The sequence below is a fragment of the Woeseia oceani genome, from assembly GCF_001677435.1.
GTDB lineage: Bacteria > Pseudomonadota > Gammaproteobacteria > Steroidobacterales > Woeseiaceae > Woeseia > Woeseia oceani.
In genome coordinates this window covers 3128218-3152028 of record NZ_CP016268.1, presented here as the reverse complement: position 1 = coordinate 3152028, position 23811 = coordinate 3128218, and the positions used below count along the sequence as shown (strand labels likewise).

General features: G+C 58.9%; 23 protein-coding genes and 1 other RNA gene. 21 read left to right on the top strand and 3 right to left on the bottom strand.

The window, feature by feature from the left end; translation table 11 throughout:
• Positions 1-152 precede the first annotated feature (152 nt).
• From petA to BA177_RS14235, 5 genes are all read left to right on the top strand, one after another.
• Positions 153-737 (top strand): ubiquinol-cytochrome c reductase iron-sulfur subunit, encoded by a 585-nt coding sequence (gene petA, locus BA177_RS14255; protein WP_068617294.1) that lies wholly within the window; start codon positions 153-155, stop codon positions 735-737.
• On the top strand, positions 738-1991 hold the full coding sequence (locus BA177_RS14250; RefSeq protein ID WP_082990129.1) for a cytochrome b: 1254 nt from the start codon (positions 738-740) through the stop codon (positions 1989-1991).
• Positions 1981-2721, top strand: a complete 741-nt coding sequence (locus tag BA177_RS14245; RefSeq protein ID WP_068617293.1) for a cytochrome c1 — start codon at positions 1981-1983, stop codon at positions 2719-2721. The genes BA177_RS14250 and BA177_RS14245 overlap by 11 nt, the downstream gene beginning before the upstream one ends.
• A gap of 79 nt (positions 2722-2800) precedes the next feature.
• Positions 2801-3430, top strand: a complete 630-nt coding sequence (locus BA177_RS14240) for a glutathione S-transferase N-terminal domain-containing protein (protein ID WP_068617291.1) — start codon at positions 2801-2803, stop codon at positions 3428-3430.
• A gap of 164 nt (positions 3431-3594) precedes the next feature.
• Positions 3595-3999 carry a ClpXP protease specificity-enhancing factor gene (locus tag BA177_RS14235; protein ID WP_197493075.1) on the top strand — a complete coding sequence of 135 codons (405 nt, stop codon included), beginning with the start codon at positions 3595-3597 and terminating at the stop codon, positions 3997-3999.
• Positions 4000-4039: 40 nt separating this feature from the next.
• Here BA177_RS14235 and BA177_RS14230 read toward each other — a convergent pair whose 3' ends face one another.
• Genes BA177_RS14230 through BA177_RS14220 form a run of 3 tightly spaced genes read right to left on the bottom strand, consistent with a single transcriptional unit; the run spans position 4040 to position 6964 of the window.
• Positions 4040-4630: a phosphoheptose isomerase gene (locus tag BA177_RS14230; protein ID WP_068617288.1), complete on the bottom strand. Its 591-nt coding sequence runs from the start codon at positions 4628-4630 to the stop codon at positions 4040-4042.
• 7 nt (positions 4631-4637) lie between these two features.
• Positions 4638-5015, bottom strand: coding sequence for a YraN family protein (locus BA177_RS14225; protein ID WP_068617287.1), 378 nt, complete (start codon positions 5013-5015; stop codon positions 4638-4640).
• An 8-nt stretch (positions 5016-5023) separates the two neighbouring features.
• Positions 5024-6964: a penicillin-binding protein activator gene (locus BA177_RS14220; protein WP_197493073.1), complete on the bottom strand. Its 1941-nt coding sequence runs from the start codon at positions 6962-6964 to the stop codon at positions 5024-5026.
• A 107-nt stretch (positions 6965-7071) separates the two neighbouring features.
• Here BA177_RS14220 and rsmI point away from each other — a divergent pair, with 107 nt between their 5' ends.
• The 16 genes from rsmI to BA177_RS14140 all read left to right on the top strand — a co-directional run bounded on the left by rsmI (position 7072) and on the right by BA177_RS14140 (position 23792).
• Complete coding sequence (rsmI, locus tag BA177_RS14215; RefSeq protein WP_068617283.1) at positions 7072-7932, top strand: 16S rRNA (cytidine(1402)-2'-O)-methyltransferase; 861 nt, start codon at positions 7072-7074, stop codon at positions 7930-7932.
• A 39-nt stretch (positions 7933-7971) separates the two neighbouring features.
• An RNA gene (gene rnpB, locus BA177_RS14210) (RNase P RNA component class A) lies at positions 7972-8336 on the top strand.
• Positions 8337-8707: 371 nt separating this feature from the next.
• Positions 8708-9157, top strand: coding sequence for a division/cell wall cluster transcriptional repressor MraZ (gene mraZ, locus BA177_RS14205; protein ID WP_068619422.1), 450 nt, complete (start codon positions 8708-8710; stop codon positions 9155-9157).
• A gap of 14 nt (positions 9158-9171) precedes the next feature.
• Entirely contained in the window at positions 9172-10104 is a 933-nt protein-coding gene (gene rsmH, locus BA177_RS14200) for a 16S rRNA (cytosine(1402)-N(4))-methyltransferase RsmH (protein WP_068617281.1), read from the top strand.
• Positions 10104-10391 carry a cell division protein FtsL gene (ftsL, locus tag BA177_RS14195; RefSeq protein ID WP_068617280.1) on the top strand — a complete coding sequence of 96 codons (288 nt, stop codon included), beginning with the start codon at positions 10104-10106 and terminating at the stop codon, positions 10389-10391. Before rsmH ends, ftsL begins: the two co-directional genes overlap by 1 nt.
• Entirely contained in the window at positions 10388-12118 is a 1731-nt protein-coding gene (locus tag BA177_RS14190) for a peptidoglycan D,D-transpeptidase FtsI family protein (protein WP_068617278.1), read from the top strand. Before ftsL ends, BA177_RS14190 begins: the two co-directional genes overlap by 4 nt.
• Positions 12115-13617 (top strand): UDP-N-acetylmuramoyl-L-alanyl-D-glutamate--2,6-diaminopimelate ligase, encoded by a 1503-nt coding sequence (locus tag BA177_RS14185; RefSeq protein WP_082990128.1) that lies wholly within the window; start codon positions 12115-12117, stop codon positions 13615-13617. The genes BA177_RS14190 and BA177_RS14185 overlap by 4 nt, the downstream gene beginning before the upstream one ends.
• Entirely contained in the window at positions 13614-14978 is a 1365-nt protein-coding gene (locus tag BA177_RS14180) for a UDP-N-acetylmuramoyl-tripeptide--D-alanyl-D-alanine ligase (RefSeq protein WP_068617276.1), read from the top strand. The genes BA177_RS14185 and BA177_RS14180 overlap by 4 nt, the downstream gene beginning before the upstream one ends.
• A gap of 2 nt (positions 14979-14980) precedes the next feature.
• Positions 14981-16063, top strand: a complete 1083-nt coding sequence (mraY, locus tag BA177_RS14175; RefSeq protein WP_068617274.1) for a phospho-N-acetylmuramoyl-pentapeptide-transferase — start codon at positions 14981-14983, stop codon at positions 16061-16063.
• Positions 16060-17412 carry a UDP-N-acetylmuramoyl-L-alanine--D-glutamate ligase gene (gene murD, locus BA177_RS14170; protein WP_231892452.1) on the top strand — a complete coding sequence of 451 codons (1353 nt, stop codon included), beginning with the start codon at positions 16060-16062 and terminating at the stop codon, positions 17410-17412. The genes mraY and murD overlap by 4 nt, the downstream gene beginning before the upstream one ends.
• 17 nt (positions 17413-17429) lie before the next feature.
• Positions 17430-18608, top strand: coding sequence for a putative lipid II flippase FtsW (ftsW, locus tag BA177_RS14165; RefSeq protein ID WP_068617272.1), 1179 nt, complete (start codon positions 17430-17432; stop codon positions 18606-18608).
• Positions 18605-19693 (top strand): undecaprenyldiphospho-muramoylpentapeptide beta-N-acetylglucosaminyltransferase, encoded by a 1089-nt coding sequence (gene murG / locus BA177_RS14160; RefSeq protein ID WP_068617270.1) that lies wholly within the window; start codon positions 18605-18607, stop codon positions 19691-19693. The genes ftsW and murG overlap by 4 nt, the downstream gene beginning before the upstream one ends.
• Positions 19690-21114, top strand: a complete 1425-nt coding sequence (gene murC / locus BA177_RS14155; protein ID WP_068617269.1) for a UDP-N-acetylmuramate--L-alanine ligase — start codon at positions 19690-19692, stop codon at positions 21112-21114. Before murG ends, murC begins: the two co-directional genes overlap by 4 nt.
• Entirely contained in the window at positions 21114-22013 is a 900-nt protein-coding gene (gene murB, locus BA177_RS14150; RefSeq protein ID WP_231892451.1) for a UDP-N-acetylmuramate dehydrogenase, read from the top strand. The genes murC and murB overlap by 1 nt, the downstream gene beginning before the upstream one ends.
• Positions 22010-22993, top strand: a complete 984-nt coding sequence (locus BA177_RS14145) for a D-alanine--D-alanine ligase (protein ID WP_068617267.1) — start codon at positions 22010-22012, stop codon at positions 22991-22993. Before murB ends, BA177_RS14145 begins: the two co-directional genes overlap by 4 nt.
• Positions 22983-23792: a cell division protein FtsQ/DivIB gene (locus tag BA177_RS14140; RefSeq protein ID WP_068617265.1), complete on the top strand. Its 810-nt coding sequence runs from the start codon at positions 22983-22985 to the stop codon at positions 23790-23792. Before BA177_RS14145 ends, BA177_RS14140 begins: the two co-directional genes overlap by 11 nt.
• The last annotated feature ends 19 nt before the right edge of the window (positions 23793-23811 follow it).

Below are 23811 nucleotides of genomic sequence, written 5' to 3'. Positions count from 1 at the left end.
CGTTCACGGCTAAATGTATATAATGCCGCCTTGGTTCCGCACCCAGTCCCGGATCAGCCGTCATCCTGACGACAAATCGGGTCTGCTGCAAATCTACCAGTTTTCGAACACAGCAAAAATTGCGGCCTTAGGCCGGTGTATGGGAGTGCCCGATGACCGACGACGTTGATCGCAACAGGCGTCATTTTTTAACTGTTGCCACCGCCGTGACCGGAGGTGCGGGCTTAGTCCTTGCCTCTATTCCGTTCTTGTCCTCCCTCAAGCCGAGCGCTCGCGCTCAGGCATTGGGAGCTCCGGTGGAGGTGCCAGTCAGTTCGCTGGAGCCCGGTGCCATGGTGCGAGTGATCTGGCGAGGCAAGCTGGTCTACGTAGTGCGCCGCGACAAAGAGATGCTGGCGCGCCTGTCGCAGACGACGGACCTGCTTCGCGACCCGGATTCTGCGGTGGTAGAGCAGCAGCCGGAGTACGCGGTCAATGAGTACCGCTCGGTTCGTCCCGAATTCCTCGTGATCGAGGGTTCCTGCACGCACCTGGGGTGCGCACCGCTGCCGCAGTTTCAGGTAGGCCCTACCGATGACTGGTTTGGTGGCTTTTTCTGCCCTTGCCACGGCTCGCGCTTCGACCTGGCTGGCCGCGTATATAAAGGCGTGCCGGCACCGACCAACTTACGAGTGCCGCCGTATCGCTTTGTCCGCGATGACGTCATCATGATTGGCGCCGATACAGGAGTAGCATAAATGGCGCGTATTGAATCTGAAATCGGCACTCCGACCGGTGGCTTGATGAAATGGATCGATGATCGCTTCCCGTTCACCAAGCTGATGAAGGAGCACGTCACCGAATACTACGCATCCAAGAACTTCAATATCTGGTACGTGTTTGGCGTACTGGCGATGGTGGTGCTGGTCATTCAGCTGCTGACCGGCATATTCCTGACGATGAACTACAAGCCTGCCGCGGCAGATGCGTTCGCGTCGGTCGAATACATCATGCGCGATGTCGAGTTCGGCTGGCTTATACGCTACATGCACTCCACTGGCGCGTCGTTCTTTTTCATTATTGTTTACCTGCACATGTTCCGCGCCATGCTCTACGGTTCCTACAAGAAGCCGCGTGAGCTGATCTGGATTATTGGCATGTTGATCTTCTTCGTGCTGATGGCCGAGGCCTTTGCCGGTTATCTGTTGCCGTGGGGGCAGATGTCTTACTGGGGAGCGCAGGTGATCATCTCGCTGTTCGGTGCCATTCCTGTGGTCGGCGACTCGATCGTTGAGCTCATCCGTGGTGACTACTCGATATCGGATATCACGCTCAATCGTTTCTTCGCGCTGCACGTTATTGCTTTGCCATTGGCGCTGATCGGGTTGGTGGTAGTCCATATCATGGCGTTGCACGAAGTCGGCTCCAACAACCCTGATGGCATTGAGATCAAGGAACGCAAAGGTCCTGACGGCGTACCTCTGGACGGCGTTGCATTTCACCCGTACCACACCAGCAAAGACCTGGTTGCGATCATCGTCTTCCTGATGATTTTCTCGTTCGTCGTGTTTTTTGCGCCGGATATGGGAGGCTATTTCCTCGAACACGCTAATTTCGAGCCGGCCAACACCATGGCCACGCCGGAGCACATCGCGCCTGTTTGGTACTTCACACCGTTCTACGCAATTTTGCGCGCGGTCCCCAACAAACTGTGGGGTGCCATCCTCATGGGGGCGGCGGTATTGTTGCCGATGTTCCTGCCCTGGCTTGATCGTTCGCGGGTTAAATCGATACGTTACCGTGGCTGGATTTACCGAGTCGCCTTGACGCTGTTCGCAATCAGCTTTGTCATGCTCGGCTGGTTGGGTCTCAAGCCTGCAGAAGATGTTTACGTAGTAATGGCGAGAGTGTTCTCGGTCATTTACTTCGGCTTCTTCCTGCTGATGCCGTATTACTCAACTATAGATAAGACCAAACCGGTGCCTGACAGGGTGGTTTACCATGCTAAATAAGAAAGGGATTCTTGTTGCGCTGTCACTGTTACTGTGGAACAGCGCAGGACTGGCTGCTGGTGCCGAGATGGCGCTGGAAAAAGCAGGCAACGATGTTGACAACATCGCGTCGTTACAGCGCGGCGCGCGTAACTTCATGAACTATTGCTCGGGCTGTCACTCGGCTAAATACGTACGCTACAAGACGATCGCCAAAGACCTTGAGTTGTCGGAAGATCAGGTCGTCAACAACCTGATGTTTAACGCAGAAAAGATGTTCGAGACGATCGAAGTCAATATGCCTGAGGACGATGCGAAACGCTGGTTCGGACAAGTGCCACCGGACTTGTCGCTGATGGCTCGCTCAAAGGGTACGGACTATATCTTCAACTTCCTGCGCGGCTTTTACCTGGACGCGAGCAGCCCGACAGGTGTTGATAACCTGTACCTGGGTGGCACCAGCATGCCCAATGTATTTTGGGAGTTGCAGGGCCTGCAGAAAGCGGTGTTCTCTGAGGACAACTCAGGCGGTACGCCGCACTTCGAGCATTTCGAACCAGTGACCGCCGGAGCCTTGCCGACCGAAGCGTTTGATGGGTTCGTCCGCGACACGGTTAATTTTCTTGAATACATCAGCGAGCCTGTGAGAAGTACCCGTCGAGTCATGGGTACCTGGGTGCTGATGTTCCTGATCGTATTTTTCGTCATTGCATCGATGCTCAAGAAGCAGATCTGGAAGGACGTCTCCTGACATTTACCATTGACGCGACGCCGTTTGGCGTCGCGTCAGCTTCAATCTTCTCTATTTTAAGGTCCAAGGGGACTACGCTATGGCAGTAATTGCCAATCGACGATCCGTGATGACGTTGTTTTCCAAGCCAACGTGCATCCACAGCCATCGCACGCGTCTCGTGCTTGCAGAAAAAAACATCAATATCGATATCGCCAATGTCGATGGTCCGGATCTTCCTGAAGATCTTATGGACCTGAATCCGTACCACACCGTGCCGACGCTGGTCGATCGCGATCTGGTGCTGTACGACTCGCGGGTGATTATCGAGTATCTGGACGAGCGGTTTCCGCATCCTCCGTTAATGCCCGTGGATCCGGTAACCCGAGCACAGTTTCGGTTAGCGCTGTTCCGCATTGAGACGGACTGGTACCAACTGGCCGAGCAATTCGAAGCCGATGGCGAGCGCAAGCTCGGCGCGAAGTCAAAGAAACTGCTGCGCGAAAGCATTCTGGCAAGCGTTGATTTGTTTGCAGCCGGCACCTATTTCCTCAGCGAAGACTTTTCGCTGGTTGACTGCAGTATTGCACCGATTCTGTGGCGTCTGCCGATCTACGGTATTGACCTTGGGTCGCAGGCTGCGCCGATTGAAGACTACATGAAGCGTGTATTTGAACGTCCGTCCTTTCAGGACAGCCTGACAGAGCTGGAACAGGAAATGCGGATGTAACGACGCGCCTCGCGGCGTGTCGCGTCTTCAACTGACGAGCGCGTTACCTGAATGGTATTCTTGTGCGGTGCCACAATTAATTTTGATTCGTTGACCTGGTCCTTCCGGGTGTCGTCTGGCTGCGAGACGGTGCTGCAATTTGTGCCAGGTCAGGAGTGCAGAGATTGAGTCACCCGAGCCGCTCGAAGAGACCGTACCTCATCCGTGCAATGCACGAATGGATGGGCGATAACGGTAATACGCCGCACATAGTTGTCGATGCCGGTGTCGATGGCGTGATGGTGCCGGCCGAGCACATCAAGGATGGCAAGATCATCCTCAATATCAGCCATTCGGCCGCACACAATCTCAAACTATCCAACGAAGCTGTCAGTTTTCGGGCCCGCTTTTCCGGTGTGCCTTTCGACGTTTGGGTCCCGGTCGGATCGGTACTGGGGATTTATGCGAAAGAAACCGGGCAGGGCATGATTTTTTCGCACGGCGCCGATCAACCCGAACCGCCGGAGCCGGAACCGGAGCAGAAGGAAGTTCCGAAGGGCAGCCGCTCACACCTGAAGGTTGTGAAATAAGCAACGCAGCGCGAGTGTGCCGGGCCGCGCCGCAGTATGTTCAGCCGCTGCCGAGCAGGGTGGTGTCAATGACATCGCACAGACAGTGGATGATCAGCAGGTGAACTTCCTGAATGCGTGCCGTGCGTTCGGCAGGCACACGAATTTCGACGTCCTGCGCGCCTATCAATTCCGCCATACGCCCACCGTCGCGCCCGCTCAATGCAACGACGCACATGCCGCGTTCGTGAGCAGCATCGATTGCGCGGCAGACGTTTTCGGAATTGCCTGAGGTTGAGATGGCCAGCAATATGTCCGCCGGTCTCCCAAGCGCGCGTACCTGTTTGGAAAAAATGTCAGTGTAACTGTAGTCGTTGGCAATCGATGTCAACGTTGACGAGTCTGTCGTCAAGGCCATCGCGGGTAGGCCCGGTCTTTCCATCTCAAAGCGGTTCAACAGCTCGGAAGAGAAATGCTGAGCGTCGCCTGCAGACCCGCCATTGCCACAACTCAGAATCTTGCCCTCGTTCAGCAAGGATTGACTCATGAGTTGCCCGGCGCGAGTGACGGGTTCTGCGAGCTCGCTTTCAGCCGCCTGTTTGGTTCGAATGCTTTCCGCGAAGTGTTCGCGAACGCGTGCTTGCAGGTCCATACCTTGTCTATGCTCCAGGTCTGAAGGCGTCTTTGATCCATTGTAGCGCGGAACGGTCGGCAGACCGACCGTCAATTGCGACCACGTCAAATCGGACCGGGCGATGTTGCAATGACGGGTTGCGGGCCAGGTACCATGAGGCGGTGAGCGTCAGCTTGTGTTGTTTACGGTGGTCGACGCTTTGTGCGGCGCTCAAGCGGTTATTCGCGCCGCGGTAGCGTACCTCCACGAAGACAATCGTTCGACCGTCTTCCATGACCAGGTCAATTTCGCCGAACCGGCTACGGATATTGCGTGCCAGGCACTGCAGTTTGTGTCGCCGCAACCAGCTGAGCGCGTAATTTTCCGCTTCCGCGCCGCGCTTGAGGTGTGCGGGCAGCGGCACGCGCGGCTTCAGCTGCCGGGGCCGCGATCATCCCGCAATACCTGCTCATCGGGGTCAGCCATTCGGGTCAGGTCATCTGCCTGATCGAGGCTGCGATCCAGGCCGCCGTACAGTGGGATAGCGACTGGCTCGCCCCGCTCGAAGCGCGCCCATGCGAGGCGTCTGTGCACCCGGCCATTGTCGTCCAGGTACAGGCGTCCGCTGGCGCCGTCAATTTCCGGCATGCCGTCAAGGCGCGCATTGAACAGTGCACCAACCAGTTGCCATGCGTCATAGCCAAGGGCATGCAACCGACCCATACGCCGTTCATTCGGCAAATGTTCGTTGTACAGGGCCGGCAGTTCCGCTATCCACGGTTGCGGTGATATCAACCAGGGCGTATCGGCAAACATCAGGCCATTGAGATCCGCATTGGAGCGACCGTCCATGGCATAAATGCGCGACGTGGAATAAATGGGCAGGTCGCCAGCGTAGTGAAATTTGAGTTGGGATTTGAGCAAGCGGCCGGCCGGACCCGTTGCCGCCAAAAAAATAAACTCCGCGTCCTGACGGCGGCGCGGGTCGTACTGCAACGGCCCACCGATATTCGCCCGCAGACGCTCATAGCGCTGGTGGCTCTGCGACAACAGCATCAGGTTTTCAATTTCGTAAGCGAAGTCCTGCTTTTCCGGTTCGTAATCCCGGGCTTGCAGCAGGACGCCCCCGCCGGACTCGAAGGCTGAACCAAAGCTTTCCAGCAAACGCCGCCCCCAGTCATTGCGCGGTACCAGTGCCAGCGCGCGGCGATGGCCGTCACTCAAGGCTCGTTCCGCCGCGGAGACTGCTTCATCTTCAGGGTCGAGGGCGAACTGATAAAGGCCGGGCGGTGCCAGCAGATTGTCAGGCAGGTAGTTCAGTGTCAGCACGGGGACCGGCAGCAGACCGCCCGTGGCGACCGCTGTCACCCCGTTGCGCAACAGCGGACCAACCACGAACTCGGCGCCATCCTCAACGGCACGCTGATACGCCGCCGATGCGCCGCCGGCCGAATCGTACACGCGGACTTGCTGGTCACTGCCCAGTTCGTTAATCGCCGAAAAATAGGCGCCCAGAAAGCCGTTTTGCACGGCGCGTCCAGCACTGGCGTTGGCGCCACTCAAAGGCAGCAACAGCGCAATCTGAGCTGGATACCCGAGCTGGTCTACCGCAGGCACGTCTAAAGTAGCCAGCAACTTCATTGCCGGGTGGCTGGCATAGTCTTCCTGCCAGCGACGCACGCCGTTGCCCCAACCCACGCCTTGCTGGCCGGTGGATGTTGCCAATGCGCCGAGCGCCAGCCAGCCGCGAATTTCCGGGTCATTGCTGAGGTCTATTGCCGCACGCAAATTACGTGGCCGACTGACCAGCAGGCCCGCCCACAGACGTTCACGATTACGCTGGATTTCCGCTGAATCCGAGAGCCACGTTTCCCGTTGCCGGTACAGGTCTATAGCCCTGATAGGGTCGCCTTTTTGAAACCAGGCATCGGCCTGCAGCGCCTCAACCCGCAAGCGCCGGGCTTCCGACAGCGGCTGGCGAGACAGTGGTTCCAGCAGGGCCAGCGCGTCATCCGGGCGGCCCTCCCATAAGGCCAGCGCAGCCGCGTCGCTGCTCCAGAGCCACAGCAGTTCGCCACCGGCCGGCGCCTCAATTCGCCGCAATGCGTTGCGGGCGCGACGTCCGTCGCCGGCTTCCAGCCACTGTTCAATGGCCAGCAAGGTCAGGCGTTGCCGTTCGCTGCCTTCAGCCGACGTCGCAAGACCGATGTACTGCGCCGCGGCATCTTCGTGATTGCCGCTTTCGGCCATGCGCTCGGCACGGCCTTCAGCGGTGTTGACGGGCAGGCCGCCGGTTGCACAAGCGCCGAGAAAGATGGCACTGGATAGCAACAACAGCAGCAAGCGACTGTATTTGTGTACTCTGTTACTCATAACGTCGGTAGCTTGCTTAAGCGCGGGAAGATCAACCGCCCGCAGTATGGAGTTTGCAATCGGCCGATAATACCGGCGAAAGCCGCCCATCAGCAGGAATTTTAAGATTGACTGACGGTACCTTGTTTGTGGTTGCGACGCCCATCGGCAACCTTGAAGACCTGTCGCCTCGCGCGCGCCAGATTTTGCGCGAAGTCGAACTCGTCGCGTCTGAGGATACCCGCCGGACTGGTCGATTGCTATCGCATTTCGGCATCCGGACGGCGCAGGTAGCACTGCATGAACACAACGAAGCGGCTGCCAGCGAGCGCATTATTGAGGCGCTGGGCGAGGGCCGTTCAGTCGCTCTGGTCAGTGATGCCGGCACCCCTCTGATCAGCGATCCCGGCTACCGTTTGCTGCGCTCGGCACACGATGCTGGCAAAACGGTCTCCCCGATACCCGGCCCCAGTGCCTTGGTTGCCGCATTGTCGGTGGCCGGTCTGGCTACCGACCGGTTTTGTTTCGAGGGCTTTTTGCCGGCCAAAAGCCATGCTCGCCGAGTGCGCCTGACTGCACTCAAAAATGAACAGCGTACGCTGGTGTTCTACGAGGCCGTGCACCGGATCTCAGCGACGATTGCGGATATGCGCGACATTCTCGGCGCGACCCGGGATGCGTTTATCGGCCGCGAGCTGAGCAAACTGCACGAACAGTGTGTTCTGGCGCCACTGGATAATCTGGCGGAGAAACTGGCCGCTGGCGGTATTCCTGCCAAGGGCGAGTTTGTCATCGTGGTCGCCGGAGCGCCGGAATCTGTGGAGCCGGGCGGTCTTGACACAGACACCCTGTTGCGGCGCCTGGCGCCCTTGATGCCACCACGGCAGGCGGCAGAAATTGTGGCCGAAGCCTCGGGCCAGCGCCGTAATGCGGTTTATCAGCGGATGCTGGAGCTGACCGGTCACGAGGCGCCCAAAGAGCCCTCCTGAGGCCTGCCAAATGCAGTATGATGCGCGCGCAGCAAAGTGGGAGCCGGCCAGGCAATCGCGGCGAGCTACGCTCGTCGAGGAAAGTCCGGGCTCCTTCGGACACGACGCCAGGTAACGCCTGGAGGGCGCAAGCCCATGGAAAGTGCCACAGAAAACTACCGCCTAAGCACTTCGGTGCCGGTAAGGGTGAAAAGGTGCGGTAAGAGCGCACCGCACGGGTGGCAACACGCCGTGGCTAGGTAAACCCCGTCGGGAGCAAGACCAAATAGGGGAGTAGGCCGGCCTTGTGCTGGCGCCGTCGGTTCCGAACGGACTCCCGGGTAGGTTGCTTGAGGCAGTCGGTGACGGCTGTCCCAGATGAATGATTGCCCTCGACAGAACCCGGCTTAAGGCCGACTCCTGCTTTGCTGCACCTCGTTTTAAAACCCCTTATAAAACATCAAGTTATCGTGTATTCTTGCGTTCGGTCGGGCCAGCCTGCGCGGGCCCCCCTGCAAACCCGTGAAACAATGTTATGTCGCCTGAGGCCGACATCCTGCTTAAGTATTATCGAGGAACAAGCCTTAAGCGCTTGATTTACAGTCCTAATTGCTTGCCACAATTTGCCCTTCCATGGCCACCCAATAGCCGCTAAGTCCCTGTAGAACAAGAATTAATTCCAAGCTTTGTTGACGCTGGTGAGAGCCCTCAATATAGTGTCGAAAAGTGGAGAAAAGTGGGAGAAGGTGGGTCACTGGCCCGTATTGGGGTCGGCCGGGTCGCCAAAAATATCACCGTGTTTCGTGGAGCAACCAAAGTCACGCTCGACGCCAAAGGGCGTCTCGCCATTCCGACCCGGTACCGGGAACGGATTGCTGCGCGTTGCGATGGGCAATTGGTTGCCACCGTGGATCGGGATCATTGCGTACTCATTTACCCCTTGCAGGACTGGGAAGACATTGAGCGCAAGCTCATGCGTTTGCCAAGTCTGAACGAAAAAGCGCGCCGTTTGCAGCGTTTGATGGTGGGTTACGCGACTGAACTGGAGCTGGATGGCAGTGGCCGCATTCTGGTGTCGCGTGAGCTGCGGGATTTCGCAAGCCTTGAGCGAACGGCCATGTTGATTGGTCAGGGCAATAAATTCGAACTGTGGGATGAAGCAACCTGGAACGAAAAGCGGGATGAATGGCTGCGCGAGGATGATGATGGTGTGCTGCCAGCCGAACTCGAATCCCTGTCGTTGTAGCGGAGCGTAGTGCCGTGACTGACGGTCAGGCTTCGCACGTACCAGTGTTGTTGGCCCCGGTTCTCGACGGGCTGAATATTCAGCGCAATGGCAGTTATGTCGATGGCACGTTTGGACGTGGCGGTCACAGCCGCGAAATTTTGCAACAACTCGGACCGGATGGACGACTGCTGGCAATCGATCGCGATCCGCAGGCAGTCAGTGCTGCAAAGGCACTAACTTCCGATCCGCGTTTCACAATGGTGAAGGGCGACCTTGCAGACCTTGAACAAATCGCACGTGAAAACGGAATCCTGGGCCAGGTGGACGGGCTGCTATTCGATCTCGGTGTCTCGTCCCCGCAGCTGGATGACGCGGAGCGCGGATTCAGCTTTCGCAACGACGGACCGCTGGATATGCGCATGGACCCGACCCGTGGAAAAAGTGCGGCCGAGTGGCTGGCAACAGTGGATGAGAAAACCTTGAGAGCGGTGCTTTGGGAATATGGTGAAGAGCGTTTCGCGCCGCGTATTGCGAGCGAAGTGCTGCGCGCGAACAAGGCAACACCAATGACACGGACGAGCGAGTTGGCGGCCGTGGTTGAAGCATGCGTTCCGCAACGCGGTCAGCGCAGGCATCCTGCCACCAAGACTTTTCAGGCATTAAGAATCGCAGTTAACAATGAGCTTGGGCAACTTGACAGTGCCTTGGCTGCGATTCCTGCGGTCCTGAGAGCGGGCGGCCGCGCGTGCATTATCAGTTTTCATTCGCTGGAGGATCGCCGGGTCAAACGCTTTTTTCGCGACATGTCGCGCGAGCCTGAGCAGTACCGTGGAATGCCGACGATACCTGAAGAGTTTCGTCCGCCCATGCGCGTTATCGGGCGCGCCATCAAAGCCAGCGAAGCGGAGATAGCCGCAAACGTTCGGGCGCGCAGTGCGCGTTTAAGAATTGCGGAGCGAATCTGATGGCCGGTACGCCTTCGCGCCCACCTGTTTTGCTTACTTTGGTATTCGCCATGATTTGCGTGATGTCAGCGGTAGCGCTCATCTATACCAAACACGAAGCACGCAGCCAGTTCGTCGAGCTTGAAAGGCTGACCGCCGAACGTGACGAACTCAATATTGAATGGGGGCAGTTGCAAATTGAACAGAGCACCTGGGCTACGCACGCGCGTATTGAGCAGGTTGCCGCGGACGAATTGTCACTGCTACGACCAAAGACCGCTGAAATATACGTAATTGAACGCCAATGAGTCGCGGCGCAGAAACAAAACAGCAAACTGCCCGACGTTTCGTTGGCAGGACAGTACTGGTTGGCACGTTTTTCGTGTTTGCGGCCGGTTCGCTGGTTGCGCGCGCTGTGCATTTGCAGGTCTTCAATAAAGAGTTCCTCAACGAGCAAGCTGACACGCGCCATCTGCGCACAGAGCGAATCACGGCACACCGTGGCGCCATCATGGATCGCAATGGCGAGGCACTGGCGATCAGTACGCCGGTAGACAGCATTTGGGCGAATCCGCAGGAACTGGCTGTCGCTGTGGACCAGGTGCCGCAACTCGCAAATGCGCTGGACATGGATTCGCAACTGTTGATGCGACGCATCACGCGCAGCATGAACAAAGAATTCCTGTACCTGAAGCGGCACCTCAGCCCCGAGCAGGCGCACCGCGTACTCGCATTGAAGCTGCCCGGTGTGAACGTTATCCGCGAGTATCGTCGTTACTACCCGGCGGGCGAGGTTGCAGGGCACGTGCTTGGCTTCACCAGTGTCGATGACGACGGTCAGGAAGGCCTGGAGCTTGAGTTCAATCACTGGTTGGGTGGTGAGTCCGGTTCGAAGCGCGTCCTGAAAGACCGCCTGGGTCGCTCGGTCGAAAACGTCGAAAGCATTCGGCCGCCGAGCCCCGGAAAAGACCTGCGCACGAGTATTGACCTGCGCTTGCAGTACCTTGCGTACCGCTCCTTGAAAAGTGCGATCCGCGAGTTCAAAGCGAACTCCGGTTCAATCGTCATTCTGGATGTGCAAACAGGCGAAGTGCTGGCGATGGCAAATCAGCCGTCGTACAACCCCAATGACCGCTCGCAGTACTCTGCCGAACGCTACCGCAATCGTGCGATCACCGACATTTTCGAGCCCGGTTCCAGTATCAAACCGCTGATTATTTCTGCGGCATTGGAGAGCGGCGAATACCGTGCCAACAGTCTTATCGACACTTCGCCGGGCTATGTTGTCGTCGGTGCCAAACGCATCGAAGATCGACGCAACCTGGGCAGGGTCAGTTTGACCACGGTACTGGCACGCTCGAGTAACGTCGGCGTTACCAAGGTTGCGATGTCGCTGGAGCCGGATCAGCTGTGGCAGACGATGACCCGTTTCGGTCTCGGCTCTTTGACAACCAGCGGGTTTCCCGGTGAATCGGCAGGGTTGCTGACTCACTTCAACCACTGGCGCCCGATCAGCCAGGCAACGCTTGCGTACGGCTACGGACTGTCCGTTACGCCGCTGCAGCTTGCGCATGCTTACGCGGCCATTGGCAACGGTGGCATCATGCGCCCGGTCTCGCTTGTGGCGCTGAATGAACCGCCGCCGGGTGAGCGCGTCCTGAGCGAAGACACGGCACTGGCTGTGCGCCGCATGATGGAAGAAGTCGTGCGCCCGGGCGGTACCGGCACGAAAGCGAGCGTTACCGGCTACCGTATTGCGGGCAAGACCGGTACAGCCTGGAAATTCACGGCCGGTGGCTACTCACAGGATCGTTATCTGTCCATATTCGCCGGACTTGCGCCGGCCAGTGATCCGCGGCTGGCTGCTGTGGTCATCATTGATGAGCCGAAAGGCGAGCTGTACTACGGCAGCGATGTCGCCGCGCCCGTGTTCTCTGATGTCATGGCCGAATCATTACGCTTGCTTGCTGTGCCACCCGACGCGATGCCGGAACGCGCAGAGGGCGACGGCATCATGCAGGCGATGAGTCAATGAGCATGCCGGCCGAGTCCATCACATTGGCACCCACTCTCGCTGATCTGCTGGCGGGCTTTGCTGCCGCGCCGGCGATTCCTGTCGCCGGTATCGCCAGTGACAGTCGCCGCCTGCAGAGCGGCGACGTATTTCTCGCCGTCCGCGGCAAGCGATCGCATGGGCTGGAGCACCTCGACGAGAAGCTCGCCGCGACCCTTGCGGCGATAGTCTGGGACGGCGATGAATCAGTTGTGCCACCCGCCGGCGTGACGACCGTGGTTGTGCGGGATCTTGCTGCGAAGCTTGGCGACATTGCCAACCGCTGGTTCGGGGCACCGTCCGCGGCGATCAAGGTTTGCGGTGTTACCGGAACCAATGGCAAGACCACCGTTGCCTGGTTATTGGCGCAAAGCTGGCAGTTGCTCGGCGAGCGTTGTGGCTACATTGGCACGTTGGGTACGGGGATAGATGAAATCAATGACGACTATGGCCTGACAACACCGGACTGTGTCGAGTTGCACCGCCAGTTCGCCAGGTTTCGCGATGCCGGTGCCGCCCGGGCTGCGCTGGAAGTCTCGTCTCACGCATTGACCCAGGGGCGCCTGAATGGCGTCCAGGTCGATGCCGCGTTATTTACCAATCTGAGCCGTGATCACATTGATTACCACGGCGACATGGCGGCGTACGGTGACAGCAAGGCACGACTGTTTACGGAGTTTTCTCCGCAGCACCAGGTCGTCTGCATCGACAGTGAGTTCGGCCTGACGTTGGCTGCGCGTTGCGGTTCAAACGCAATTCTGGTTGCGAGCAGGGCGGTTGCAGAGGCTGGCGACAAGCGTTACGTCTTCGCTGAAACAATCACGCCGCAAGCTGACGGAACCTGCGTGCAGGTAATGAGTTCGTGGGGCGAAGGTCAGCTCGTACTGCCACTCTACGGCCAGTTCAATGTCGCCAACGCGTTGCAGGTTATCGCGCTGCTGTTGAGTTCAGGCGTTCCGTTCGCGACGGCGCTGGAGGTCATGCAAGCGGTAGAAGCGCCGCCGGGACGATTGCAGCAGGTAACAATACCGCTGCACAGTGAGTTGCCCGCTGTCTTCGTGGATTACGCGCATACCCCCGCGGCGCTTGAGGCTGCGTTGACAGCGCTTGCGCCGCATTGCAGAGGAAAATTGTGGTGCGTCTTCGGCTGTGGCGGCGACCGGGACAAGGGCAAGCGCCCGCAGATGGGCGCGATTGCGGAACGCTGCGCGGACAAGGTGATTCTGACCAGCGACAATCCGCGCTCGGAAGATCCGCTGGCGATCATGCGCGATGCGCAGCACGGCATGTCGGGAGCAGAAGTGGCGATCGAAGATCGCGCGTCAGCAATTGCCTTTGCCATTGCCCAGGCGTCGACATCAGACGTGATTCTGATCGCCGGCAAAGGTCACGAAAACTACCAGATCATCGGCGAACAGCGCCTGCCGTTCTCTGACTACCAGGTTGCACGACAGAATCTGCAGCAGAGGTGCCCGGCATGATCGAGAGCACTCTGTTGCAAGCGGCAAACGTACTTCGGGCAAGTTTGCACGGCGCTGATGCTGTGTTCCGCGGCGTCAGCACGGATACCCGCAGCCTGTCATCCGGCGAGTTGTTCGTTGCACTACAAGGGCCGAGTTTCGACGGTGCGGCATTTGCACCGCAGGCTGAAGAAGCCGGAGCGGCGGGGATCGTGGCACAGACGACTGTCGATACTTCCCTGCCCTGCATCAAAGTCGATAACACCCACAAGGCACTGGGCCGCCTCGCGGCAGACTGGCGCGCACAGTTGCCAGCTACGGTGATTGGCGTGACCGGCAGCAACGGCAAGACGACGCTCAAGGAACTGATTGCCGCTTGTTTGAACCCGGTTGCCAATACTCTGGCGACGCAAGGGAACCTGAATAACGATATCGGTTTGCCGTTGATGTTGTTGCGGCTGTCGGCTGAGCACCGTTTCGCCGTATTGGAAATGGGTGCCAACCATGCGGGTGAGATTGCGTACCTGACATCGCTCGCGATGCCCTCAATCGTGGTGATCAGCAACGCGGGTCCGGCGCACCTGGAAGGGTTCGGCTCGATAGAAGGCGTTGCACACGCGAAGGGCGAAATTCTGCAAGGCAGTCCCCGACCGGCAACGGCGGTCCTGAATGCTGACGACAAATATTTCGATCTGTGGTCCGCGATGGCCGACGACCTTGCCATTGTAAGTTTCGGCTACAGCAAGCAGGCGATGGTCCGGGTGCGGAACGTGCGTTCGGCGGCCAGTGGTTCCGGCTTTGATCTGCTACTGCCCGGCGCGAGTATTGCGGTCGAGTTGCCGCTGCCCGGTGCGCACAATGTAATGAATGCGTGTGCCGCCGCTGCTGTCGCCCACGCTGCGGGCCTGACGCCGGCACAAATCCGCAGCGGACTGCAGTCCGCGCAACCGGTCGAAGGTCGTTTGCGCCCTGTTGCTGGCGTTCGCGGGCTGCGTTTGTTTGACGATACCTACAACGCAAACCCGGCCAGTGTGGTTGCAGCGGCGCAGTACGTCGCAGCTCAAGACGGCACCAGTTGGATGGTGCTCGGTGACATGGGTGAGCTGGGTGCCGATGCGATCGAGATGCATCGCGCCGTCGGCGCGGAGATCCGCAAGGCAGGCGTTGCACGCTTGCTCGCAACCGGCAACCTTTCGCAGCACGCGGTCGAAGCTTTCGGTGCCAACGGCGCCTGGTTTGATTCGGTTGAGAGTCTGATTGCTGAATTGCAGGCCACAGCCAGTGGCGCAGCCAACCTGCTGGTGAAAGGGTCGCGGAGTATGCGTATGGAGCGCGTGGTAGCGGCGCTGCGCCCCGATTCAGAAGCAACAGGGAGGCACTGACAATGTTGCTTTATCTGACCAAGTATCTGGCGCAGTTTGAACCGAGTTTCACGGTATTCAATTACCTGACCTTGCGCGCGATTCTGGGGGCGCTCACTGCGCTGGTGCTGTCGTTCATTATCGGCCCGCGCATGATTGCGAAACTCAGTAGCAATCAGGTAGGTCAGCCTATTCGCAGCGATGGCCCGGCAACGCACTTGCCCAAAGCGGGCACGCCGACCATGGGCGGCGCGATGATTCTGACCGCCATCGTCGTAAGTACATTGCTGTGGGCGGATCTTGAGAACCCGTTCATCTGGGTCGTGTTGCTCGTCACTCTCGCGTTCGGCGTGATTGGCTACGTGGACGATTACAAAAAATTGATTCTGCAGGATCCCGCAGGATTGTCTGCGCGCAAGAAACTGTTCTGGCAATCGACCGCGGCCGGTATTGCTGCGGTTGTGCTTTACATGATGGCGACCGATGAAATCGCGACCTCGTTGCTGATTCCCTACTTTAAAGACCTGTGGATTCCGCTGGGGATTTTGCAGATCGGCGTCACGTTCATCTTTATCGTTGGCTTCAGCAACGCCGTCAATCTTACCGACGGTCTGGATGGCCTGGCAGTCATGCCGACTGTGCTGGTTGGTGGCGCGCTGGGTATTTTCGCGTACGTCACGGGTAACGTGAACTTCTCGGGCTATCTCGGCATTCCTTACGTCGCCGGCACAGGTGAAATTCTGGTGTTCTGCACGGCGCTGGCCGGAGCCGGTCTGGGCTTTCTCTGGTTCAACACTTACCCGGCGCAGGTCTTCATGGGCGATATCGGCGCGCTGTCGTTAGGTGCTGCGCTTGGCGTCGTCGCGGTAGTTGTTCGGCAAGAAATTGTACTTGCGATTATGGGCGGTGTGTTCGTAGTCGAAACGGCCTCGGTCATCATCCAGGTTGCTTCCTTCAAACTTACCGGCAAGCGCGTATTCCGTATGGCGCCGCTGCATCACCACTTCGAACTGAAAGGTTGGGCCGAGCCCAAAGTGATCGTTCGTTTCTGGATTATTACGGTAATTCTGGTGTTGATCGGTCTCGCGAGTTTGAAAATACGATGAACACGATGCAGTCACATCCGGCAGTCGGGGAACGCGACCTGGTCTATGGCATAGGCAATACCGGTCTGTCGATCGCCCGCTTCCTGAAGCGTCAGGAGCGTCAGGCTGTGTACGTCGACTCCAGGCCGGCGCCGCCGGGACTGACCGAGTTGAGCGCTTTGCAGCCAGACGCGGAGGTCATCGTCGGCAAACGGCCGCTCGAACTGTTGCATGCGGTGCGCCGGGTGATCGTGTCGCCCGGCATCAGCGATCAGGATACGTTGCTCGAAGCGGCTCGCGCAGCTGGCGTCGATGTTGTTTCTGATATCGAGTTGTTCGTTGAATGCGCCCGGGCGCCGTTCGTCGCGATTACCGGTTCAAACGGCAAGAGCACAGTGACGACGTTGATCGCTCTGATGTGTGAAGCGGACGGCAAGCGGGTCCTGGCGGGGGCCAATCTTGGCGAACCCGCGCTTGATCTGCTGAGCCACGAGACGCCCGATGTGTATGTGCTGGAGTTGTCGAGTTTTCAATTGCAGCGCACGCGTTCGTTGCCGGCCAAGGTCGCTGTCCTGCTGAATATATCGCCGGATCATCTTGATTGGCACCGCGACGAGAACGAATACCGCGAAGCGAAGTACCGCATTTTTCGTGAAGCTGCTGCCGTCGTTATCAACAGAGTCGACGACGAGGCACGGCGACGCATGGTGAGCGGGCGAACCTGCCGTTCGTTCGCTCTCAATGAACCGCGACGGCAGAACTTTGGCACGCGGCAAGTTGACGGCGAAACCTGGCTGGCTCGGGGTGACGAAGTGTTGCTGCCGGCCGCAAAGATGAAACTTGTCGGCCGTCACAATCTTGAGAACGCCTTGGCGGCATTGGCAGCAGGCGACCTGCTTGGTTTGCACATGCCGGCGATGCTCGAGGCCCTGAAAACCTTTACGGGCCTGCCGCACCGCATGCAGTTTGTGGCGCGTTTCAACAACGTGACTTTCATCAATGACTCCAAAGCGACCAATGTCGCTGCTGCGATCGCGTCAGTGAACTCGGTCGAAGGCAAGGTGGTGCTTATTGCCGGTGGCCAGGGCAAAGGTGGGGATTTCGCAGCACTGGCAGGCGCCGTGCATGATCGCTTGCGCGCGCTGGTATTGATCGGTGAAGACGCCGCGAAAATTGAAAATGCTTTTGCCGGCCGGGTCCCGGTGACGCAGGCGGAGTCTTTGCCTGCAGCAGTCACGTACTCTGCGGAGCTGGCAACGCCCGGCGACACTGTTTTGTTAGCGCCTGCCTGTGCCAGCTTCGATCAGTTTCCGAATTACCAGGAGCGCGGCGTTGCGTTTCGTGTGGCGGTGGAGGCCTTGCAGTCGTGAGCGCTACCCATGCATCAATGCCTTTCCCGGCCCGGTTGCGCACGCCGTTGACGATCGATCCGGTGTTGCTGACATTGGCCTTGACCCTGTTGCTGGGTGGCATGGTCATTCTCGCTTCAGCGTCGGTTTCCGTCTCCGACGCAACCGCTGGCAATCCATTTTACTATTTGCAACGCCAGGCACTGGCCGCGGCTATCGGCGGTGCGGCAGCGCTGGTCTGCCTGTTCATTCCGCTGGCAGCGTGGCGCAACCTGGGGCCGCTGCTGTTGTTGCTCGCATTTGTGCTGCTGATACTCGTGCTGGTGCCCGGCGTTGGCTACACGGTCAATGGCAGTACCCGCTGGGTACGCGTGGGGTTCATGAACCTGCAGGTGTCTGAGCCGGCACGACTTTGTCTGATCTTGTATCTCGCCGGTTACCTCGTGCGCCGCAACAAGTCACTGCGCGAAGGTTTCGTTGGCTTTCTGCGCCCCATGCTGTTGCTCAGCGTGGCTTGTGCATTACTGCTGTCAGAACCGGACTTTGGCGCAGCAATCGTACTGCTCGCGACGTCGCTGGCAATGTTGTTTGTCGCCGGCGCTCGCATACGTGACTTCCTGGTATTTTTTGGTGCAGCTGTCGCGGCGATGGCGGTGCTGGCGGTGACTTCACCCTACCGACTCAAGCGGCTGACCGGCTTCATGGACCCGTGGTCGGACCCGTTCAATTCAGGCTTTCAGCTGACCCAGTCGTTGATCGCGATCGGTCGGGGCGAATGGTTCGGCGTCGGGCTTGGTGACGGTGTGCAGAAACTGTTCTACCTGCCGGAAGCTCATACCGACTTTGTGTTCGCCGTATTCGCCGAAGAATTCGGATTGCTCGGATCGCTGCTGTTGATCGGTCTGTTCCTTGCCTTCTTGTGGCGAGTAGGTCGGCTGGCGATGCGCGCTGCTGATGCAGAACGTTTTTTCGAGGCCTACATCGCTGTCGGTATTGGCACCTGGTTGGGTTTGCAGGCCTTCATCAATCTGGGTGTCAACATGGGCTTGTTGCCGACCAAGGGGCTCACGCTGCCTTTGATCAGCTATGGCCGCAGCAGCCTCATCGTGACGATGGCGAGCATCGCGATCCTGTTGCGCATCCATCATGAGTTGGCGACTGACACGGGCGTCAGCTCCAATAACCGTCGCCGCCGTGCACCCCGGGGCAAGCAATGAATCTCCGGCCGATACTGGTAATGGCAGGCGGCACCGGTGGCCACGTCTATCCGGCGCTTGCGGTTGCCAATGCGTTGCGCCAGCAGTCGCGCGACGTTGTGTGGCTGGGAACCCGCCGCGGTATCGAAGCGCGGGTCGTGCCGGCGGCCGGAATACCAATTGAATGGGTGACCGTGCAGGGATTGCGTGGCAAAGGCCGGCTGGCCATGTTGCTGGCGCCGTTCCGCTTGCTGCGAGCGCTTGCGCAGTCTTTACGCATCGTGGCCCGGCATCGACCGGCAGCCGTATTGGGCATGGGCGGTTTTGTCAGCGGCCCGGGCGGGCTGGCTGCCTGGCTGTTGCGCCGGCCGCTGGTGATTCATGAACAGAACGCTGTGTCCGGCGTTACCAACCGACTTCTGGCGCGTCTCGCCCGGGTTGTGCTGCAAGCCTTCCCGGGCAGTTTTTCCGCGTCGATTCGTGCGCGCACCGTGGGCAACCCGGTACGGGCGGAAATTGCCGCATTGCCGGCACCAGCCGAACGGTTTGCGCAGCGCGAGGGTGCGCTGCGAGTGTTGGTTCTCGGTGGCAGTCAGGGCGCGTTAGCCCTCAACCAAATGGTGCCTGCGGCGCTCGGCCTGTTACCCGTCGAAGTGCGACCAATGGTTCGCCATCAAACCGGCGGTCGAACGGCGGCGATCGCTGCTGCGGCGTACAGCGATGCTGGCGTCGAAGTGCAGCTTGAAGAATTCATCGAGGATATGGCCGCCGCATACGGCTGGGCGGACCTCGTGGTTTGTCGTGCCGGTGCGTTGACCGTTGCCGAAGTGGCGGCGGCGGGTCTGGGTGCGATCTTCATTCCGTACCCTGCTGCAGTCGATGATCACCAGACCATCAATGCCAGTGGTCTGGTGGCAGCGGGCGCGGCGTGCATTCTCCAGGAACGTGATCTGGATGCGGCAAAACTGGCTACGGTACTTGGCGAGTGGCTGTCCAGCCGGGCAGCCCTGTGTGACCGTGCGGAGCGCGCGCGTGAACTGGCGGCACCGAATGCATTGAGCACTATCACCAGCGTCTGCCTGGAACTCGCCGGAGGTGCGGCATGATCGAGCGTATGCGCCGGATCAATCGCGTGCACTTTGTCGGTATCGGCGGCTCCGGCATGTCAGGTATCGCCGAAGTCATGCTGAACCTTGGCTACAAAGTTCAGGGGTCGGATCTGCGGCGCAACGCCGCCGTGGATCGACTCGAAGGTTTGGGCGCGACAGTCTTTGTTGGCCATGATCGCGAACACGTGGCGGCCGCCGATGCGGTGGTCGTATCGAGCGCTGTCGACGAGCGCAATCCTGAAGTATCCGCGGCTCGCGAACTGTTGTTACCCGTGGTGCCGCGTGCCGAGATGCTCGCAGAGCTGATGCGTTTTCGTTACGCGATAGCGGTTGCCGGTACGCACGGCAAGACCACCACCACCAGTCTCGTTACCAGTGTATTGGCACAAGGCGGACTGGATCCGACGTTTGTGATCGGCGGCCGGCTCAAGAGCGCCGACGCCAATGCGAAGCTGGGGCAGGGCGAATACCTTGTTGCAGAAGCGGACGAAAGCGACGCGTCGTTCGTGCATCTGAAACCGATGTTGGCCGTTGTCACCAATATCGACGCCGATCACATGTCGACCTACAAAGGTGACCTCGATCGCCTGCACCAGGGCTTCATCGATTTTCTGCACAACCTGCCGTTCTATGGGTTGGCGGTGATGTGTTCTGACGATCCGGGTGTGCGCAGCATTATTGCCAACGTCGGTCGCTCCATTGTTACTTACGGTATCAATGACGATACGGATATTCGTGCGCAGAACATACGTTACAGCGAGGGTTGTACTGAATTTGAAGTGGTACGCCGCGATGCCGCAGGTGTACTCGCCATTCGTTTGAAACTGCCCGGTTTGCACAATGTACTGAATGCGCTGGCTGCCGTCGCGGTTGCAGGCGAACTGGATATCGAAGACGAGGCACTGGTCACTGCCTTGCAGCAATTTGAAGGTATTGACCGCCGTTTTCAGAATAACGGCGAAATCCAAACGTCTCGTGGCCGGGTCATGCTGGTCGACGACTACGGTCATCACCCGACCGAGATCGCTGCCACCGTGGCGGCCGCACGCGCTGGCTGGCCGGAACGACGCATAGTGCTGATTTTTCAGCCACACCGTTACAGCCGTACCCGCGACTTGCTCGATGATTTTGCAAGTGTACTGGCCGACGTCGACGTGCTGATTCTGCTCGAAGTGTATGCCGCCGGCGAGGACCCGATAGCCGGTGCCGATGGTCGCGCCATGGCTCGGGCTATTCGCAGCCGCGGCGGTGTTGAGCCGGTGTTCGTTGAGACTTTCGATGAGGCCGTGTCAGTACTGGGCGGTTTGCTGCTTGAGAACGACCTGGTTCTTACCATGGGTGCAGGCGACGTCGGTGCGTTCGCCAGTCGCCTGCCAGCACTGTTGACAGCCACGCCTGCGGCGGGAGTTGCCTCGTGATGGCTACGATGAATTCCACCTCTGCTTTCGCCGGCGAGCTGCGCCGCAACGAGCCCATGAGCAAGCATACGTCGCTGCGGGTAGGTGGGCCGGCTGATTTGTTTTACAAGCCTGCGAGCCTGGAAGACCTTGCTGTGTTTCTGCAGAGCCTCGACTCCGATACGCCGGTTTTCTGGTTTGGTCTGGGCAGCAACCTGCTGGTTCGTGACGGTGGCTTGCGTGGCGCGGTCATCGCGACGGCCGGGATTTTCAAAGATATCGAGCGCCATGATGACGACAGTGTCGTCGCCGGTGCGAGTCTGCCGTGTACCTTGCTCGCGCGCCAGTGCATCCGCTGGGGCCTTGGGCCTTCGGAGTTTTTCGCCGGTATCCCCGGGACGGTCGGTGGCGCACTGGCGATGAATGCCGGCGCTCATGGCGGAGAGACCTGGGAGCGGGTTCGCTCGGTACGAACCATTGATCGCGCCGGTAACGTCCGCGTGCGGACGCCCGACGATTATTCCGTGGGTTACCGCAGCGTCAAAGGGCCAGCCGATGAATGGTTCGTCGAGGGCACCTTCGTGTTCGACAGCAGCGTCGTGCCGAGCATGGAAGCTATGAAAGGCATGCTGGATAAACGCAAGGAAACGCAGCCCCTTGGACTACCCAGTTGCGGCTCGGTGTTTCGCAACCCTGTTGGCGATCATTCCGCGCGGCTTATCGAAGCCAGTGGTTTGAAAGGCTACCGGATTGGCGGAGCCGAGGTATCCGACAAGCACGCCAATTTCATTATCAATCGTGATGACGCCACAGCCGCCGATATCGAGGCCGTGATTACACACGTTCGAAACACCGTGCGCGAGCAGCACGGCATTGAGCTGATTTGCGAAGTTCGAATTGTTGGTGAGGTGCTGTCATGACGTGTCGTGAACAGCGTCAAGCAATTACCGATGCCGCCGCGTTCGGACGGGTAGCCGTCATGCTGGGTGGCTTCTCCAGTGAGCGTGAAGTGTCTCTCGCCAGTGGTGGTGCCGTGCTTTCAGCATTGCAGTCGCGCGGTATTGACGCGCACGCCTGGGACCCCGCGGAGAAAGATTTTCGCCAGTTTGCATCCGCCGGATTCGACAGGGTCTGGATTGCACTTCATGGGCCCGGTGGGGAAGACGGTGCGCTGCAGGGTGCTCTGCAATGGCTGGGTATGCCGTACACCGGCAGTGGTGTGATGGCTTCGGCGATTGCTATGGACAAGATACGCAGCAAGCACATTTTTCGTGCCGCAGGGATAGCTACCCCGGACTATCGGGTTATCGAGAGCATTGAAGATGCGCGACTTGCCGCTGACGAATTCGGCTACCCGCTGGTCCTGAAGCCGTCGCGCGAAGGATCGAGTGTCGGCATGAGTAAAGTGTTCGAGAAGCGCGAACTGGAAGCGGCAGTTGAGCTGGCTCTGAGCTTCGACGCCAGTGCCATCGTTGAAACCTGCATCGTCGGCAAGGAAATCACCGTCGCGGTGCTGCAAGGTGCCGCCCTGCCAAGTATCCGCATCGAAACACCGCGCGTGTTCTATGACTACCGCGCCAAGTACGAATCGGAGCGCACCCGCTACACCTGCCCCGGTAGCACCGATGCCGATGATGAACAGCAATACCTGGATCTGGCGCTCGCCGCATTTGACGAGCTGGGCTGCAGCGGTTGGGGCCGCGTTGATTTCATGACCGGCAAGGACGGTGTTCCGCTGGTGCTGGAGGTCAACACCGTGCCGGGTATGACGTCACACAGCCTGGTGCCAATGGCTGCCAAGCAAGCAGGAATGGATTTTCCAGAGTTGTGTTGGCGAGTGCTGGAAACCAGTGCCAATGCGGCAATTAAGGCGACGGAGGTTGCAGCTCATGGCGCGTAAACAAGCGCGGCGGCGTAAACAATCGGAACGCCCGACGTTCAAGATGCCGCGTATCCCGTTTGCGCGTATTGGAGCGATGCTGCTGGCAGCGTTGCTGATTACGGTGAGTTACCGGCTCAGTGCCAATTTGCTGGACCGGCCGATTACCGCAATCACAATTGACGGGCCGTTTCAGCGAGTGAGTGCATTGCAAATTGAAGAGGCGATCAGTGCCGAACTGCGGCGCGGCTTCTTGTCCGCAGATCTCGATGACATCCAGGCACAGTTGACGGCTATGCCGTGGATTGACCGCGCCAACGTAGTGCGTCGTTGGCCCGGGCAGCTGGAAATCAGTGTGAGTGAACAGGTTCCGGCGGCTTGCTGGGGTGAGCGTGGCTTGTTGAACATCCGTGGCGAATTATTCGTCAAAGATGCGCGCCACATTCCAGCAGAGCTACCGAGGTTGAGTGGCCCGGAGGGTCGGTCTGATGAAGTGGCGAAACGTTACCTGAAGATACGGGAACAGCTGATACCACGCGGTCTTGATGTTCGGCGACTGCATCTGGACCCCCGCGGAGCATGGGACATGACACTGCAAAACGGTATCGAGATTCGACTTGGCCGACGTGACGTGGATACGCGCACGCAACTCTTCCTGGATGTGGTTGCCGACGTCATCACGCGGCGGGCTAAAGAAATTGATTTCGTGGATTTGCGGTACAGCAACGGTTTCACGATCGGTTGGAATGGTGAAGCGCCAGACTCCATGTCAGCGCCGAATGAATCGGCGCCGGAAATGCTGGCGGGGCGTAGCGAATGAACGCTATGGAATTCTCACT

Coding starts and splice junctions, on each gene's coding strand:
- petA (WP_068617294.1), top strand. CDS start 153: ATGACCGACGACGTTGATCGCAACAGGCGTCATTTTTTAACTGTTGCC.
- BA177_RS14250 (WP_082990129.1), top strand. CDS start 738: ATGGCGCGTATTGAATCTGAAATCGGCACTCCGACCGGTGGCTTGATG.
- murC (WP_068617269.1), top strand. CDS start 19,690: ATGATCGAGCGTATGCGCCGGATCAATCGCGTGCACTTTGTCGGTATC.
- murD (WP_231892452.1), top strand. CDS start 16,060: ATGAACACGATGCAGTCACATCCGGCAGTCGGGGAACGCGACCTGGTC.
- mraY (WP_068617274.1), top strand. CDS start 14,981: ATGTTGCTTTATCTGACCAAGTATCTGGCGCAGTTTGAACCGAGTTTC.
- BA177_RS14230 (WP_068617288.1), bottom strand. CDS start 4,630: ATGGACCTGCAAGCACGCGTTCGCGAACACTTCGCGGAAAGCATTCGA.
- BA177_RS14180 (WP_068617276.1), top strand. CDS start 13,614: ATGATCGAGAGCACTCTGTTGCAAGCGGCAAACGTACTTCGGGCAAGT.
- BA177_RS14185 (WP_082990128.1), top strand. CDS start 12,115: ATGAGCATGCCGGCCGAGTCCATCACATTGGCACCCACTCTCGCTGAT.
- ftsW (WP_068617272.1), top strand. CDS start 17,430: ATGCCTTTCCCGGCCCGGTTGCGCACGCCGTTGACGATCGATCCGGTG.
- BA177_RS14190 (WP_068617278.1), top strand. CDS start 10,388: ATGAGTCGCGGCGCAGAAACAAAACAGCAAACTGCCCGACGTTTCGTT.
- murB (WP_231892451.1), top strand. CDS start 21,114: ATGGCTACGATGAATTCCACCTCTGCTTTCGCCGGCGAGCTGCGCCGC.
- BA177_RS14245 (WP_068617293.1), top strand. CDS start 1,981: ATGCTAAATAAGAAAGGGATTCTTGTTGCGCTGTCACTGTTACTGTGG.
- BA177_RS14240 (WP_068617291.1), top strand. CDS start 2,801: ATGGCAGTAATTGCCAATCGACGATCCGTGATGACGTTGTTTTCCAAG.
- BA177_RS14220 (WP_197493073.1), bottom strand. CDS start 6,964: ATGAGTAACAGAGTACACAAATACAGTCGCTTGCTGCTGTTGTTGCTA.
- murG (WP_068617270.1), top strand. CDS start 18,605: ATGAATCTCCGGCCGATACTGGTAATGGCAGGCGGCACCGGTGGCCAC.
- BA177_RS14140 (WP_068617265.1), top strand. CDS start 22,983: ATGGCGCGTAAACAAGCGCGGCGGCGTAAACAATCGGAACGCCCGACG.
- BA177_RS14145 (WP_068617267.1), top strand. CDS start 22,010: ATGACGTGTCGTGAACAGCGTCAAGCAATTACCGATGCCGCCGCGTTC.
- ftsL (WP_068617280.1), top strand. CDS start 10,104: ATGGCCGGTACGCCTTCGCGCCCACCTGTTTTGCTTACTTTGGTATTC.